Annotated in this window: 10 protein-coding genes; all 10 read right to left on the minus strand. The window is 72.2% G+C overall.

The genetic code is table 11. The features are described 5' to 3' along the window. Positions 1-239: 239 nt before the first annotated feature. The 10 genes from ACGF5U_RS03710 to obgE all read right to left on the minus strand — a co-directional run bounded on the left by ACGF5U_RS03710 (position 240) and on the right by obgE (position 15,627). A complete protein-coding gene (locus ACGF5U_RS03710) occupies positions 240-1,346 on the minus strand; it encodes a hypothetical protein (protein WP_392712682.1) in 1,107 nt (368 codons plus the stop codon). A 134-nt stretch (positions 1,347-1,480) separates the two neighbouring features. Further along, positions 1,481-2,083 (minus strand): hypothetical protein, encoded by a 603-nt coding sequence (locus ACGF5U_RS03715; RefSeq protein ID WP_392712683.1) that lies wholly within the window; start codon positions 2,081-2,083, stop codon positions 1,481-1,483. Between the two features lie 119 nt (positions 2,084-2,202). Continuing rightward, the gene (locus ACGF5U_RS03720) at positions 2,203-3,510 is read right to left on the minus strand and encodes a glutamate-5-semialdehyde dehydrogenase (RefSeq protein ID WP_392712684.1); all 1,308 of its coding nucleotides are present in this window, start codon (positions 3,508-3,510) and stop codon (positions 2,203-2,205) included. Between the two features lie 166 nt (positions 3,511-3,676). Continuing rightward, positions 3,677-4,195 (minus strand): hypothetical protein, encoded by a 519-nt coding sequence (locus ACGF5U_RS03725; protein WP_392712685.1) that lies wholly within the window; start codon positions 4,193-4,195, stop codon positions 3,677-3,679. Positions 4,196-4,319: 124 nt separating this feature from the next. Next, on the minus strand, positions 4,320-5,456 hold the full coding sequence (gene proB / locus ACGF5U_RS03730) for a glutamate 5-kinase (protein ID WP_392712686.1): 1,137 nt from the start codon (positions 5,454-5,456) through the stop codon (positions 4,320-4,322). Positions 5,457-5,769: 313 nt separating this feature from the next. Continuing rightward, the gene (locus ACGF5U_RS03735) at positions 5,770-6,951 is read right to left on the minus strand and encodes a glycosyltransferase family 2 protein (RefSeq protein WP_392712687.1); all 1,182 of its coding nucleotides are present in this window, start codon (positions 6,949-6,951) and stop codon (positions 5,770-5,772) included. Between the two features lie 391 nt (positions 6,952-7,342). Next, positions 7,343-9,493 (minus strand): hypothetical protein, encoded by a 2,151-nt coding sequence (locus ACGF5U_RS03740; protein ID WP_392712688.1) that lies wholly within the window; start codon positions 9,491-9,493, stop codon positions 7,343-7,345. A gap of 169 nt (positions 9,494-9,662) precedes the next feature. Continuing rightward, complete coding sequence (locus ACGF5U_RS03745) at positions 9,663-11,162, minus strand: SDR family NAD(P)-dependent oxidoreductase (protein ID WP_392712689.1); 1,500 nt, start codon at positions 11,160-11,162, stop codon at positions 9,663-9,665. Between the two features lie 295 nt (positions 11,163-11,457). Then, on the minus strand, positions 11,458-13,755 hold the full coding sequence (locus tag ACGF5U_RS03750; RefSeq protein WP_392712690.1) for a glycosyltransferase: 2,298 nt from the start codon (positions 13,753-13,755) through the stop codon (positions 11,458-11,460). 435 nt (positions 13,756-14,190) lie between these two features. Beyond that, positions 14,191-15,627, minus strand: a complete 1,437-nt coding sequence (obgE, locus tag ACGF5U_RS03755) for a GTPase ObgE (RefSeq protein WP_392712691.1) — start codon at positions 15,625-15,627, stop codon at positions 14,191-14,193. Positions 15,628-15,694 lie beyond the last annotated feature (67 nt).

Below are 15,694 nucleotides of genomic sequence, written 5' to 3' on the forward strand. Positions count from 1 at the left end.
CCGGCGGTCGATCCGTCGGAGCCTGTCGCGCAGAGCCCGGGCCGTCGAGGCCGGGGCGGGGGTCTTCGGCGTCGGGATGGCACGAGCCTGGGGGTCACGGCCGGGGCCTACGGGCCGGGGCGGCGGTCAGGACTGGGACCTCGGAGCCGTGCGGCGGTCAAGGCGGGGACCCCGGAGCCGGGGCGGCGGTCAAGGCCGGACCTCGCGGTCGGGGCGGCGGTCAGGGCTGGACTGAGCGGTCAGGGCTGCGACTGAGGGGCCAAGGTGCCGCAGAGCGGGGCGGCGGCCGGGCGGCCGGTGGCGTACGGGTCGATGGGCTCGGGTGGTGCCGCGGTGGCCTGCCCGCCGGCCAGCAGCGGCCGCAGCGTTCCTGCCGCGTCGGCCCGGCAGTCCTGCGGCCCGGCCTGGACATGGCTGGTCAGCAGCTCGGCGCGGTGCATGCGCAGGTCCTCGCGGTCGAAGCGGAACGTCAGCTCGCGGCGGACGGTGAACAGCGAGGCGTCCGCGCTGTCACCGCCGGGCCCCGCCGTCGGGCGCACGGCGTAGGCGAAGGTGTGGTCGGAGGTTACCTCCAGCGTGTCCGTGCTCGCCTCGGTGAAGCTCATCGTGCCCCGCACCCGGGCGGTGGTGTCCGCCAGCGTCACCTGAGCGGGGTCGAAGCGCACCAGCCAGCCGGCCGGGGCATGGTGCCCGTCGTCGGCCGGGGAGTCGATGCTCCGGTCGAACTGACCCAGCTGTTCGGGGTCGACCAGCAGCCGCACGGGCCGTACCGAGCCGCCGCTGAGGACGTCGGGGTCGAGGGAGGAGAGCACCAGATAGTCCTTCGCGATGCTCAGGGCTGTGACGACCTGGCCCTCGGAGAAGTGGGCGGTGCGCCGGGCGGGCGGCAGGTTGATCCCCGCGGCGCCCGAGGGGAACTGGGCGGCCGGGCTGTCGGCGTACAGCTGGGCAGGACGGCCGCCGGGCACCTCGCCGCGCGGGACGAGAGCGATCAGGGTGGTCCGCAGCGGTTCGGCGGGCCGGTCGGGCGGCGGACGGTAGGGGGTGCGTATGCCGAGGTAGACCGCGGCGGCGAAGACCATCGCGACGATCAGGGCCAGGACGAGGGCGCTGCGCCCGGTGCCGTGTGCCGTCCCGGGACGGAGCGCGGGATCGACGCGGGGCCGGCTGCGTACGGCTTCGGTGTTCTCCCCCAGGCGCTCCTGCGCGGAGAACTCCTGAAGGCGGGCAGCACGGACGAACGACTCGTCGAAGACGACGGATCGGTACTCGTCCTCACCACCGCCGGGGAGCCCCTCCGGTGTCCCGTCGGGACCGCCGTCAGGCGGGTCGACACTCCCTGCCATACCTTCAGGGTAGGTCTGCGGGAGGGCGGGTAAACGCGTGCCCGTCGACATCTTCTGACGTGTGCTCACCGGCGCCCGAACCCGGGGCCGGGTGGCGCCGCGGACGTCGCGGCGCCACCCGGGTGGGGTGTGGTTCAGGGGAGCGGCGGGAGTGCCGAGACAGGTGGGGCGTGGTGGCCGACGGCGTCCGACGGTCCTGTCCCGAGCGGGTCCACCGATGTGTCGGGGCCGCCGCCCGTGGGCGTCGTCGCCGGAGTCGTGGCCGGTGCCGGGACCTGCTTGTCGCGGTCGCCGGACGAGCCCCGGTAGACGGCGGCGAAGGCGAGGGCGACCATGCCGATGCCCATCAGCAGGGCGACGATCCAGGCGACGGGCCGGTGCCAGCGGGAGCTGGGACGGTACGGGCGCAGGGCGCCGCCGTGGGGCCCGTACGGGCCGTACACGCCGAAGGAGGAGGAGTACAGGTCGTCGTCGAAGCCGTGGTCGCGGCCGTAGCCGTCGTCGGCGTACTCGTCGTCGCTCGCGCCTCGGCGGGCGCGCGACCCGGAGGCGTCCGCGTCCGCCCGGGCCTGCGCTGCGGCGACCAGTCGCTCCACAGCGGTGGGCTCATGGAAGGCGGCGGCCCGTACGAAGTCCTCGTCGAACACCACGGGGGCGAAGTCCTCGTCCGCGCCTCCGCGGTCGTCGTCGGGCTCCCAGCCGTTCGGGAACGGCCTGCCCCCCACGTCGTCCGGCACGTGTTCAGAGTAGACCTGGCAGGGCGGTTTCGGCAGGGAGAGCGAGAACTCTCCCCGCCCCGCCAGCCCGACCCGGGCCCCTCGCGAACACGTTGAGTGACGAAGGGGCACGGCGACGGTTACCGGATGTGTCCGTCGCCCGTGACGATGTACTTCGTGGAGGTCAGCTCCGGCAGGCCCATGGGGCCCCGGGCGTGGAGCTTCTGCGTCGAGATGCCGATCTCGGCGCCGAAGCCGAACTGGCCACCGTCCGTGAACCGGGTGGAGGCGTTCACCGCCACCGTGGTGGAGTCCACCAACTGGGTGAAGCGGCGTGCGGCGGCCTGCGAGGTGGTGACGATCGCCTCGGTGTGACCGGAGGTCCAGCGCCGGATGTGGGTGACGGCGGCGTCCAGGGAGTCCACCACGGCGGCGGCGATGTCGTACGACAGGTATTCGGCCTCCCAGTCGTCGGCCGTCGCCGGGACGACCGTGGCCTTGGTGCCCTCGCCGTACGGCAGGACCCGCTCGTCGCCGTGGACGGTGACGCCCGCGTCGGCGAGGGCCTCCAGCGCGCGCGGCAGGAACGCGGCGGCGATGTCCTGGTGGACGAGGAGGGTCTCGGCGGCGTTGCAGACGCTGACGCGCTGCGCCTTCGAGTTGATCAGGATGTCGACGGCCATGTCGAGGTCGGCCTGGGCGTCGACGTACACGTGGCAGTTGCCGGTGCCGGTCTCGATGACCGGGACGGTGGACTCCTCGACGACGGTACGGATCAGGGAGGCGCCGCCGCGCGGGATGAGGACGTCGACCAGGCCGCGGGCGCGCATCAGCTCCCGTACCGAGTCGCGGGACTCGCCGGGGACGAGCTGCACGCTGTCGGCGGGCAGGCCCTGGCCGGCGACAGCGTCGCGCAGGACGTTCACGAGGGCCGTGTTGGAGGAGTACGCGGACGACGAGCCGCGCAGGAGCACGGCGTTGCCGGACTTCAGGCACAGGGCGGCGGCGTCGACCGTCACATTGGGCCTGGCCTCGTAGATGATGCCGACGACCCCGAGCGGGACGCGGACCTGACGCAGGTCGATGCCGTTCGGCAGGGTCGAGCCGCGCACCACCTCGCCGACCGGGTCGGGCAGGGCGGCGACGTCCCGGACGTCGGCGGCGATGGCCCGCACGCGCTCGGGCGTGAGCGTGAGCCGGTCGATGATCGCCTCGCTGGTGCCGGCCTCGCGGGCGCGGGCGACGTCCTCGGCGTTGGCGGTGACGATCTCGGCCGTGCGGGCCTCCAGCGCGTCCGCCATCGCCAGCAGAGCGTCGTCCTTGGCCGCGCGCGGAAGTGGCGCGATCTCGGCGGCGGCCGCACGGGCGCGGTGGGCGGCCCGGAGGACCGGGGACAGATCGCCGTTCGCCGTGACGGCGGCGGCGGGGGCGGTGGAGTGCGAGGTCATGCCCGCAGGGTAATGCGCTCCCCGTGGGCATCCCTCACATATCCCGCTCTACGAGACAGCCCTCTCACTTCCGCGCGGGCCCGTACGGAAGGCGGCCGGTCCGGGAAGGAACGCCGGTCCGGGACCGGAGGACTGTCAGGGACCGGAGGACTGTCCAGGGTCGCGGTCAGTACGGGTGTACGCCGACCGGGGCGGCGGGCGGCGGCCCGTACCCCTCGGCGATCCGCAGGTGATAGGTCTCGCGGTCGATCACCTCGAGGCCGACGATCTCCCAGGGCGGCAGCTTGGCGCTCTGCCGGTGCTCGCCCCACAGGCGCAGGGCGACGGCCGCGGCGTCGTGCAGGTCGCGGGCCTCCTCCCAGTACCGGATCTCGGCGTGATCGTTCGCGTACCTGCTGGTCAGGAGGAAGGGATGGTCGTGGGCGAGTTGTTCGAGCGCTCGCCTGACCTCCTTCAGCGGGGCCTCGGGGCCGGAGACGCTGAGGGTGATGTGCCACAGCTTCGACACCGGCCGGTCCGGGGTGTGCCCCTCGGACTCGCGTCCCGCCCGCCGGTCCGGCTCGCCCTCGCCGTCACCGGTGTCGGCGCGGAAATCGGCGTCGTCGAAGTCGGCCCCGGCCCCGACACTCGTCAAGGCGCGTTCGGTCGTCCCTCGGGGCGCTGCCCCCGGGCGCGCTCGTCTCACCGGCGGCCTCCTGTTGATGCGTTGTCGTGCTGTCACCCCGCCTTACCCCCCAAGACAAAGTTGACCAGTCCCAGACGGAACGTGGGGGCGTTTTGGTAAAGGTCCCCGGTGGTTGACCGGACTTTCAGCCGTTCCAGGGGTGCAGCACGACCAGATCGTCCCTGTGTACGACTTCTCTCTCGTATGCCGGGCCGAGTTCCTTCGCGAGCTCCTTGGTGGAACGTCCCAGGAGCTGCGGAATCTCCTTGGCGTCGAAGTTGACGAGGCCCCGGGCCACGGCCCGGCCGGCCGCATCGCGCAGTTCGATCGGGTCGCCGGCGCCGAACTCGCCCTCCACGGAGGCGATTCCGGCGGGCAGCAGGGACTTCTTGCCGTGGACGACGGCCTGTACGGCGCCGTCGTCCAGGGTCAGCGCGCCCCGGGGGGCGGAGGCGTGGGCGAGCCAGAGCAGCCGGTCGGCGGAGCGACGCCCGGTGCGGTGGAAGTACGTGCCGGTGTCGCGGCCCGCGAGCGCGTCGGCGGCGCGGCTGGCCGAGGTCAGCACGACGGGGATCCCGGCGGCCGCGGCGATCCGGGCGGCCTCCACCTTGGTGACCATGCCGCCGGTGCCGACGCCCGCCCTGCCCGCGGAGCCGATCTCCACGCCGGCGAGGTCGCCGGGTCCGCGCACCTCCTCGATACGGGAGGTGCCGGGCTTGCGCGGGTCGCCGTCGTAGAGGCCGTCCACGTCCGAGAGGAGCACCAGCAGGTCGGCGCGGACGAGATGGGCGACGAGCGCGGCCAGCCGGTCGTTGTCGCCGAACCGGATCTCGTCCGTGGCGACGGTGTCGTTCTCGTTGACGATGGGCAGGGCGCCCATGTCGAGGAGCTGGTCCAGGGTGCGGTAGGCGTTGCGGTAGTGGCCGCGCCGGCTCATGTCGTCGCTGGTCAGCAGCACCTGGCCGACGCGGACGCCGTACCGGGCGAAGGACGCGGTGTAGCGGGCGACCAGGAGGCCCTGGCCGACGCTGGCCGCGGCCTGCTGACGGGCGAGGTCCTTGGGGCGGCGGGCGAGCCCGAGCGGGGCCAGTCCGGCGGCGATGGCGCCGGAGGAGACGAGGACGACCTCTTTCTCACCGCCGCTGCGGACCTTGGCGAGTACGTCGACGAGCGCGTCGACCCGGTCGGCGTCGAGGCCGCCCGAGGCTGTGGTCAGGGACGACGAGCCGACCTTGACGACGATCCGGCGTGCTTCCGTTACGAACTGCCTTGCCACTGTCACGGGGCGAATCTATGCCAGGCGCGGCAATTCACGCGCCCGCATTCCAGTCGATGGACACTGTCGTGGACACCTGTCGGGCCGCCCGACGGACGCCGAACGGACGCCGGGCGGACGCCGAACGAGCGCCGGGCGGGCGCCGAACGGCCGAATCTGATCGGTGTACGAACGGCGTGCGGGCACCCGCGCCGAGACCGTTCCGGGGGCCCGGCCCGCCGCGCACCGGAACCGTCCCGCCCTGAACCGCGCCCCCTCGACCCCGCCCCCGCCCCCGAGCCAGGCCCCGACCCTGATCCCGATCCCGCTGCCGCGGCCGTCACGCCGGGTTGCGCCGCCGCACGCTCAGGCGGCGCAGTGTCCAGCCCGCCAGCCGCCGTGCGCGGCGCCGCGCCACGGCCAGCGGGCCCGGCGCGCCCCGTACCTCGTACGCGCCGTCCGGGATGCCGGTCGCGGGGTCCCGGAAGTGCGGGTACGCGAGGTACTCGCGCCCCCGGCGGCGTACCCGCCGGGGGGTCTCGCCCGCCTGGAGGTACCGAACCACGTCCCGGAGCGCGTCCGGCTTGTCGAGTGCCACGCACGTCAGCCGGAGCCGGTCCTCGGTCCTGAGCCTGTCGGCGACGCCGGGGGTCCAGTAGGCGGCCATCAGCGGCGCGGCCAGCTCCAGCTTGCGGCGCAGGACGTCGGCTGACTGCCGCAGCACGACGGGCCCGAACTGTGGCAGCAGCGTGATCGCGAAGGGGCGGATCATCAGCAGGTCCCGGCGGTCGCCGGCCGGGACGTGCGCCGCGATCAGGCGCATCAGCGCCGCCGCGGAGGCGAAGCGGGCCGCGTAACTCCCCCTCCTCGTCAGGTGTTTGCCGTCCTCGCGGCCGACGAGGTAGTAGCAGACGTAGTCGGCCACGACCGAGACGCCTCGGCCGCGCAGATACGCCTCCATGGTGAACAGCGCGTCCTCACCGGTCGTCAGGCTCTCGTCGAAGCGCATGCCGTGGCGGACGAGGAGTTCCCTGCGGAAGAGTTTCTGCGCGCTGAGCGTGTACTTGACGTTCGACGCGTAGATGTCGGCGCGTTCGACGGTCTGCTTCCACATCGACTTGGCGGCGTTGCGGTTGACGCCGACGACCTTGCCGAGCACGACGTCCGTGCCTGCCCGGTCCGCCATGGCGACCAGCCGCTCCAGCGCCTCCTCCCCCAGGTGGTCGTCGGCGTCGAGGAAGAACACGAACCGGCCCCGGGCCAGCTTCAGGCCGGTGTTGCGAGGGGCGCTCGGCCCACCGGAGTTGGCCTGTCGCACGACTCGGGTGGGGATCTTGGTCCTGGCGGCGAACTCCTCCAGGTACGCGCCGGTTCCGTCGGTGGAGCCGTCGTCCACGGCGAGCAGCTCGACGCGGTCCGGGCCGAGCGTCTGCGCCTCGACGGACTCCAGGCACTTCACCAGGTACGGCATGGCGTCGTAGGCCCCGATGATCACGCTGACATCGGGAGTGTTCTCAGGCATCGGCACCTACATCGGCTGCGTCGGCGGTCGCCGGACGAAAAGGGGAGAAGTCGTCCGACATGGTGCCGGTGAGGCGCGACCGCCACGCGACGGCACGCGAAACGGCCCGTAAGTCCCCTTCGTTAGAGGGACCTACGGGCCGTGGGGTGTACGCGGCGTGTTGCCACCGGACGCCCCCGACGCCGGGCGGGGGCCGGGCGTCAGACGGGCGCCGGACGTCAGACGGGCGCCGGACGTCAGACGGGCGCCGGACGTCAGGCGGGTGCCGGGCGTCAGGCGGGTGCTCGCCCGGCGCCGGGCGAGCGACAGGCGACAGGCGACAGGCGGGACCCGGCGACGAGCGGGCGACAGGCGGGACCGACGCCGGGCGGGGACCGGCGACGGGTAGGGGTCAGCGGGCCGCCGTGGCCTCCGCGCCCTGTTCCGCGACCGTGCCGGAGGTGGCACCGGCCTGCTCGGGGCCTTCCGTTCCGCCGCCGTCGGCCTCCGGGTCCAGTTCGCCGATGCGCTGGCCGGCCAGCCGCTGGGCGACGCCCGAGTTACGGGCCTCCGCCTTGGCCGTGAGGGCGCGTACCGCCGCGTTGAACTGCTCCATGGACGTGGGCTCGTCGGGACCGAGCAGATACCGCTTCAGCACCCGGCGTTCCTCGGCCTGACGGTCGGCGGCCGGGTCGGCCACGGCGGCCAGCAGCTCGTCCAGTTCGGCGGCGCTGTTGGACAGCACGATCGCGGCGCGCACGGCGGTGTTCTGCCGGCGGAACTCGTCGGCGCCGACCTGGGCGGAGTCGGTCACGGCGTACGGCTTGCCGCTCTCGATGAAGTCGGAGACGACGCTGGAGATGTCGGAGACCATGCCGTCGGCCTCGTTGAAGCAGTCGTACAGGCGGGGTTCGGAGCCGGTGACGACCTTGTGCTCCCACCAGCCGAACGAGTTCCAGTACGCCTCGTTCCACTCGGCCCGCAGCCGCTTGGTCTCGGCGAGCCGAATCGGGTCCGCGAGCGACACGCGCGACTCCTCGGACTCGTCGCTGCCCGGCCGGGCGGTGTCGGAGAGTGCGGCGAGACGGGCCTCGACACGGGCGAGCGCGGCGCGCGCCTCGGCCTGCCGGGAGCGGGCGGCGGCGGCCTCCTCCACCCACCTCGGCTCGCCGGAGCGCCGGGCGGCGGCCTCGGTGACCAGCTTCCGGATCCGCAGGTCGACGGCCTTGGCCTTCTTGTCGACCAGGCCGGTGAAGGGGTGCGGCTTGTAGATGACGCGGACGGGCAGGTCCGCGTTGAGCAGCCGCTTCACGATGTTCTCGCCGGCCAGCAGCAGCGAGGTGTTGCCGGGGTTGCCGTCCCAGCCCTCCCAGGTGGGGGCGTACAGGATGGTGGGGATGGGGTTCTTCGGGGTGCCGGTCCAGCGCCGGATGGGGGCGAGCTGGGGGCGGCCCACCTCCACGATGTCCTCGTCGCGGACGCCGACGTCGGCGAGGGCGTAGCGGTCGCGGCCGGCCTGTCCGGCGGTCCACACCTCGTCGTACACCTTGGAGAACGGGTTGACGCTGGCGAGCTTGTCGCTGTCGCCGTGGCCGATGAAGACGTGCTTCATGGTGGGCACGCGCAGCATGTGGATGTTCTTGCCGACGTTCGCCGGGTACAGCGTGACGCGGATCGTGGACCAGTCCATCGCCATCAGGTGCTGTCCGCCGGGTACGCACAGGACCGGCACCGAGGTCTCGCCGAGCTTCGGTACGAGGGTGCGCTCACGCATGATGATCAGCGGGCGGCCGTCGACCTGCTCCATGGTCTCCAGCCACATGTTCACCTGGTAGGCGGACTCGTCGGAGCCGGAGAAGTACAGGGCGACGGTCGGCTGGTACTCGCGCAGCCAGGTGCCGACGGCCTTGAGGACGGCGCCGGTGGCGGGCACGCGGCGCTTGCGGCGCAGGTACGGGACGAGCAGGGCGGTGTAGAGCAGGCCGAGGCCCAGGGTGGCCGCCACACCCACGTACGCGGCGAGGCTCTCGCCGGTGGCCGCGGCGACGATCACGCCGGCGACGGCCGGGACGTCGAGGTGCAGCATCTTCTCGGCGGAGCGGTTCAGCAGCGCCCGGGGCGGGGCGTCGGGGATGCGTACGGCGTGCAGGTCGACGTTGCGCGTGACGACGGGCATCGTGCGGCGCAGCCGGATGAGCGTGGCCAGCGCGCCCTGGGGCGCCTGGAGACCGTAGAAGAGCAGGAAGCAGGCGACCGCGGCGTAGAACACCGGCTGTTCGGCGAGGTTCTCCCGGGCGAGCAGCAGGATCAGCAGCAACTGGCGGAGCAGGAACCGGATGGGCAGCCCGGCTCTGACCTTGCTCAGCCGATTGATCAGATAGCTGTTCTTCTGGTGCAGATACCAGTCCGCGACGTAGGTCACGGCCCCGGCGGCCGCGAACAACCAGAGGTTCGGGATGAGCGCGGCGAGCATGACGCACGGAAAGCCCAGTCCCAGGAGGACTGCCGCGGCCAGCTCTGACCCGCTGCCCACGCGTGCCAGGCGAATGGCGGTCGAAATCACGTAGAACCTGCTCCAGACGGGGGTGCCGGTTTTTTCACACGGACGGACTGTGATGGGGGTTTCGTGAAGGTGTCGACAGCCCGGCTGAAGGCGTCGGCTCCACTGACTCGGGCCTCTGCATTCGCCGCAAAGCGAGACAGAGGCCCGGGAATATCACATTGGGCGAGTATTACACATCTTCCTGGCGGTCAAGTACGGCCGCCAGGGCCTGCTCGAAGCCGGACGCCTCGCTCGCCCCACGGGTCGGATCCTGCTGCCGGACATCGATGACATGGCCCGTCAGTTCGGAGAGCAGCACGTCGAGCGAGGTCCGGGCGACGGCCTCGGAGGAGAGCAGCGAACCGGCGGGTTCCTGCCCGAAAGCCTTGGTCCGCATGGGAGTCGCGGTGCGCTCGGGGTTCACGCAATTCACGCGGATTCCCTCGCCGGCCCATTCGTCGGCGAGTGCCTGCGTGAGATTGACCATGGCGGCTTTGGTGGACGAGTACAGGCTGTACTCGGCGCGTCCCCGGGTGTAACTGGAGGAGGTGTAGAGGAGCAACTGCCCCTTCGTCTCGGCCAGATACCTGTGGGACGCGCGCGCGATCTGCACGGGCGCCAGGTAATTGACGTTCAGGGCTTCCTGGATGGTGGCGTTGTCCGTCTCGGCGAGCTTGCCGATGCGCAGGACACCGGCGGTGTTGATGACGTAGTCGATCCGCCCGCTCTCCGCGTGCGCCTTGGACAGCGCCGCCTCCACGTGCTCCGGGTTCTCCACGTGCGTACCGGTGGTGGAGCGGCCCAGCGCGTACACCGTGGCGCCGTAGCGCTCGGCGAGGCGGGCGATGTCGGCGCCGATGCCGTACGAACCACCGAAGACGACCAGGGTCCTGCCGGCGAGCAGGGCGCGGTAGGCGTCCTCGTCGGCCTGGCGGGGCGCGGCGGTGGAGGCCAGCTGGAACAGCTTGTCGGCGATGAAGACATCGACCGGCTGGGTCACCTTCATGTTGTACTCGTCGCCGGAGACGACGTGGATCGGCACGTCCGGCAGGTACTTCAGGACCACGGAACAGTCGTCGGTGGCCTGGAAGTTGGGGTCGCCGGCCGCCACCTCGTAGGCCCGGCGGATGGTGGACAGCTTGAATGCCTGCGGGGTCTGGCCGCGGCGGAGCCGGGAGCGGTCCGGTACGTCCGTGATGAACTCGCCGTCCTCGCCGTGCGTACGCGTCACGATGATGGTGTCCGCGGACGGAATGGCCACGTCGACGGCCTGGTAGCGGTCGAGTGCGTCGACGCAGTCCTTGATCACCCGCTGCGACAGCAGCGGACGGACCGCGTCGTGGAAGAGGACGTTGCGGTCCTCGCCCTCGGCGAGGCCCTCGCCCAGCGCGCGGATGGCGAGCTCGGTGGTCTCGTTGCGGGTGGCGCCGCCCTCGATGACCCGCGTGACCTTGGTCAGCCCGGCCTTGGTGATGATCTTCTCCACGTCGGGCACGAAGCCCGGCGCCATCAGCACGATCACATCGTCGACGCAGTCCGCCTGCTCGAAGATCGCGAGCGTGTGCTCGATGACAGCCTTGCCCGCGATCTTCAGCAGCTGCTTGGGGATCGCCAGACCGACGCGCTGACCGGTTCCCCCGGCGAGCACGACCGCGGTGGTTCGGGTCTTGGCTTCATGGCGCACGGACACGACAAACGACCTACCTTGCTGCGACGGGGGGAACGGGCTGATGGTCGCACTCTCCGTGACCGTCTCGCAAGGCGGACATAGGGTGCACCACACCCCCTGGTCACGGGATGTTCACCGCGTGGCCAGGGACGTTGAGGTGTGTGAAACGCGCCGCCGGGGTGGCCGACGCCACACGAAGTCGGTACCGGGCCTTCCGGCCCTCGGCGGGGTGCCGGACGGCCCGGTGTCCCGCGCGGTCGGTCGCCGCGCTCCGGCACCCGTGCCTGGGGTGCCGCGCGCGGCGCCGACGGTCCCGTCACGTGTCGGCGACCTCGAGCACGAGGGCGTTGTTCGCGTTGTACACGGCCTTGACGCCGACCATGCGCTGCTCACGGCGCCGCACCTTGCGGATCATCCGTCTCAGCAGCAGCAGGGGGCGCCGCTTGTGCAGTCGGGGCTCCGGATACACGAAGACGGGCCCCTTCAGGACGACGTCGTCCAGGACGCGGCCGATCCGGACGGCCGGGCGGTCCGCGTCGTACCGCAGCCACAGGTCCCACGGGGTGCGCGGACGGTCCTGCCCGGCGACGGCCTCGGCGTACGGCAGGCTGAAGCGGAAGCCGTACGGTCCCTGCCAGTCGCCCCGGTAGCTCAGCCGGTCCTGCTCGCTGCCCCGGCGGCGCAGTTCCAGCACGGGCGGCGCGTCCGGCCGGTTCGCCCCGAACAGCCGCCCGGCGAGGGCGAATCGGCCGTCGGCCAGGGTCAGGTCGCCGGCCTCGGCGTGCACGTCACGCACCCAGGAGCGGAGCGCCAGCTCGTTCTGCGGGGCGCGCCGGAAGGGTACGAGGTGGCGGATGCCCCGCTCGGGGTCCGCCCGGTGGACGGCGTCCATCGCGGTGCGCGCGTCGGCGGAGCGGGCGAGCAGCGGGACGCGGGTGCCGGAGGCGGGGTCTTCGGCGTGGCAGATCCAGGTGCCCTCGGCGAACGGCTCACCGGCCGGAACGATCACGGTGCCGTCGTCCGCGAAGGGGAACGCACGCTCGTCGGCCTCGCCGTTCAGGAGGGTGCACACCAGCCGCAGGCCGGGGCGCCGGGCCACGGCCGCCTCCGGCGCGACGAGGGTCACGGCCATGCTGCCGTCGGCGCGGGCGACGCAGTCCGCAGTGGGCTCGAAGGCGGCCCCGGGGGCGGTGGGCTGGTCGGTGGCGGGGGGCTGGTTGGTGGCGGGGGACGTGGTGGGCGTGGTGGCGCCGGGGGCGGTGGGCTGGTCGGTGGAGGGGGCGGGGGTCGCGGGCCGGGCGGCCTCGTCCGTGGTCGCTGCCGTGCCGGGTGCGGTGCCGGTGCCGGGTGCAGTGCCGGTGCCGGGTGCGGTGCCGCTGGCGGCGGTGTCAGCGGGGGCCGTGCCAGTGGTGACGGTGGCGGACGCGGTTTCGGCGGGCGCGGTGTCGCCGGCGGCGGCGCGCTGCGCCGAACCGGCGCCGAGCTCGGAGAAGAGGTCCGCGTACTGCTTGGCGACGACACCCGGCTCGAAGCGGCGGGCGTTACGGCGCGCGGCCTCGCCCATGCGGCGGCGCAGCGCCTCGTCGTCGATGAGCCTCAGCAGTGCCTCGGCGACCGCGTCGGCGTCGCCGACGGGCACGAGCAGGCCGTCCTCGCCGTCCTTGATGATCTCGCGGGGACCGTAGTCGCAGTCGGTGCTCACCATGGGGACACCGCAGCGCATCGCCTCCACCAAGGTCATGCCGAAGGACTCGTGGCGGGAGGTGGAGGCCGCGATGGCACCCTTGGCCCACTCCGGCTCGATGGGTGAGCGGGGGCCCATCAGATAGACGTTGTTGTTCAGGCCGAGCTTGTCGATACGGGCGCGGAGCCTGTCCTTCTCGGGGCCCCAGCCGCAGATCCGCAGGGTCCACTCGGGCCGTACCGCGACGACCTTCCTGAACGCCTGGATCAGCACCTCGTACTGCTTCTCCCTGGACAGCCGCCCGGCCGCGACGATCGTGGTGCCCGTCTGGTCCGACGGGGCCACCATCGGCTCCGGCACGCTGTTGGGTATGCACAGCACCTTGGTGTCCGGGAGCGCCATCCGCTCGCGCCACACGGCGGCGTCGCCCTCGGAGACGGTCACGAACGCGTCGATCGTCTCCAGGTACGGGCGCATCTCCTCGCGGAGCACCTGCTTGTGGTGGTTGTGCGTCATGTGCTCCTGGCCGATGAGCACCGCGCCCTCGGGGGAGAACCGCGCCACGTAGGCGACCAGGCCGGGCCGGGTGCCGATGACGACGTCCGCGTCGGACCGCGCGTAGTGGGCGCGTACCCGCTCGTCGGTGAGCTTGCTGTACTCCTTGTAGCGCGCCTCGTTGCGCGGGAAGAACTCCGCCGGCGTCAGCTGGTCCGGGTGCTCCTTCTCGCAGGTCGGAGAGGTCGGCCGGGTGTCCACGAGGGGGACGACGGTGATGCGCGGGTCGATCGTGAAGAGCGGGATGTCGCGGTGCTGGAAGACCGAGACGATCTCCACCTCATGCTGGTCGGCGAGCTCCTCCGCGAGGTTCAGCGTGGTGCGGATGGTGCCACCGATCCCATAGGTCGTATGGATGAGGAAGGAGATCTTCATCAACGCTCCGTATCGAGTTTCCTGGGGCATGCGCACGGCCCCGGCTAACTAGACGGACGTCTGATGCGGGAGGTTGTACGACGCTGACCACCATTTTCGAGTGTCGCGCGGGGGCGCGCGAACCGAGCCGCCCCGCCCCGGTCGGGCACCCTGTGGGGCGCCGCACCGGAGCGGGGCGGGGGGCCGTTCGGCGGCCCGGGAGTGGGGCGGTTCCGGTCCCTGGGCGGGACGCGACCCGAACGGGGAGGCCGCCCGGACCGGGGGCTGCCCGGACCGGGAGGTTGCCCGGAACCGGGGCGGGACGCGACCGGGAGACTGCCCGGACCCGGACCGGGAGACGACCCGGACCGGGGGCGGGAGACGACCCGGACCGGGGGCGGGACACACCCCGAACGGGGGAAGGCCGCCCGGACCGGGGGCGGGACGCGGCTCGGACTAGAACGGCTCGAAGTCGTCGAACTCGCGCTGCGCCTCGTCCCGCTCGGCCTCGCGGTCCTTGCGGCGCTGGGCGGCGGGGCGCGGAGCCTCCATGCGGTGGTCCTCGCCACGGCGGCCGAGCATCTCCGCGCCGGCCATCATGGTGGGCTCCCAGTCGAAGACGACCGCGTTGTCCTCGGGTCCGATGGCGACGCCGTCGCCCGCGCGGGCTCCGGCCTTCATCAGCTGGTCCTCGACGCCGAGGCGGTTGAGGCGGTCCGCCAGGTAGCCGACGGCCTCGTCGTTGTTGAAGTCGGTCTGGCGGACCCAGCGCTCCGGCTTCTCGCCGCGCACCCGGAACAGGCCGTCCTCCTCCTGCGTGACGGTGAAGCCCGCGTCGTCGACCGCCTTCGGACGGATGACGATGCGGGTCGCCTCCTCCTTCGGCTTGGCGGCGCGCGCCGTGGCGACGATCTCGGCCAGGGCGAAGGAGAGCTCCTTCAGCCCCATGTGGGCGACCGCCGACACCTCGAAGACGCGGTAGCCGCGCTCCTCCAGGTCCGGGCGGATCATGTCCGCGAGGTCCTTGCCGTCCGGGATGTCGATCTTGTTGAGGACCACGATCCGGGGCCGGTCCTCCAGACCGCCGTACTGCTTGAGCTCCTCCTCGATGACATCGAGGTCGGTGACGGGGTCACGGTCGGACTCCAGCGTGGCGGTGTCCAGGACGTGCACGAGCACCGAGCAGCGCTCGACGTGGCGCAGGAACTCCAGGCCGAGGCCGCGGCCCTGGCTGGCGCCGGGGATGAGGCCGGGGACGTCGGCGATGGTGTACACGGTGGAGCCGGCGGTCACGACGCCGAGGTTCGGCACCAGGGTCGTGAACGGATAGTCCGCGATCTTGGGCTTGGCGGCGGACAGTACGGAGATCAGCGAGGACTTGCCGGCGCTCGGGTAGCCGACGAGCGCCACGTCGGCGACCGTCTTCAGCTCCAGGACGATGTCCATCAGGTCGCCGGGCTCGCCGAGCAGCGCGAAGCCGGGCGCCTTGCGGCGGGCGGAGGCGAGCGCCGCGTTGCCGAGCCCGCCGCGGCCGCCCTGGGCGGCGACGAAGCGGGTGCCGTGGCCGACGAGGTCGGCGAGCACGTTGCCCTGCTTGTCCAGCACGACGGTGCCGTCCGGCACGGGCAGGACCAGGTCCTGGCCGTCCTTGCCGGACCGGTTGCCGCCCTCGCCCGGCTTGCCGTTGGTGGCCTTGCGGTGGGGTGAGTGGTGGTAGTCGAGGAGTGTCGTCACGGACTGGTCCACGACGAGGATCACGTCACCGCCGCGCCCGCCGTTGCCGCCGTCGGGCCCGCCGAGCGGCTTGAACTTCTCCCGGTGGACGGAGGCACAGCCGTGACCTCCGTTACCCGCGGCGACGTGCAGCTCGACGCGGTCCACGAAGGTGGTCATGTTTCAGTGCCTCCAGTTACCAGGTGCATACGTACGGAAATGTCTTACGTGTAACACGCGAAAGGCG

This window comes from Streptomyces sp. NPDC047886 (assembly GCF_043204435.1).
Lineage (GTDB): Bacteria > Actinomycetota > Actinomycetes > Streptomycetales > Streptomycetaceae > Streptomyces.

What these genes read in the sequence shown, in the direction of transcription:
- ACGF5U_RS03710 (WP_392712682.1), bottom strand. Translation starts at nt 1,346, where the DNA reads ATGGCAGGGAGTGTCGACCCGCCTGACGGCGGTCCCGACGGGACACCG.
- ACGF5U_RS03720 (WP_392712684.1), bottom strand. Translation starts at nt 3,510, where the DNA reads ATGACCTCGCACTCCACCGCCCCCGCCGCCGCCGTCACGGCGAACGGC.
- ACGF5U_RS03735 (WP_392712687.1), bottom strand. Translation starts at nt 6,951, where the DNA reads ATGCCTGAGAACACTCCCGATGTCAGCGTGATCATCGGGGCCTACGAC.
- ACGF5U_RS03750 (WP_392712690.1), bottom strand. Translation starts at nt 13,755, where the DNA reads ATGAAGATCTCCTTCCTCATCCATACGACCTATGGGATCGGTGGCACC.
- obgE (WP_392712691.1), bottom strand. Translation starts at nt 15,627, where the DNA reads ATGACCACCTTCGTGGACCGCGTCGAGCTGCACGTCGCCGCGGGTAAC.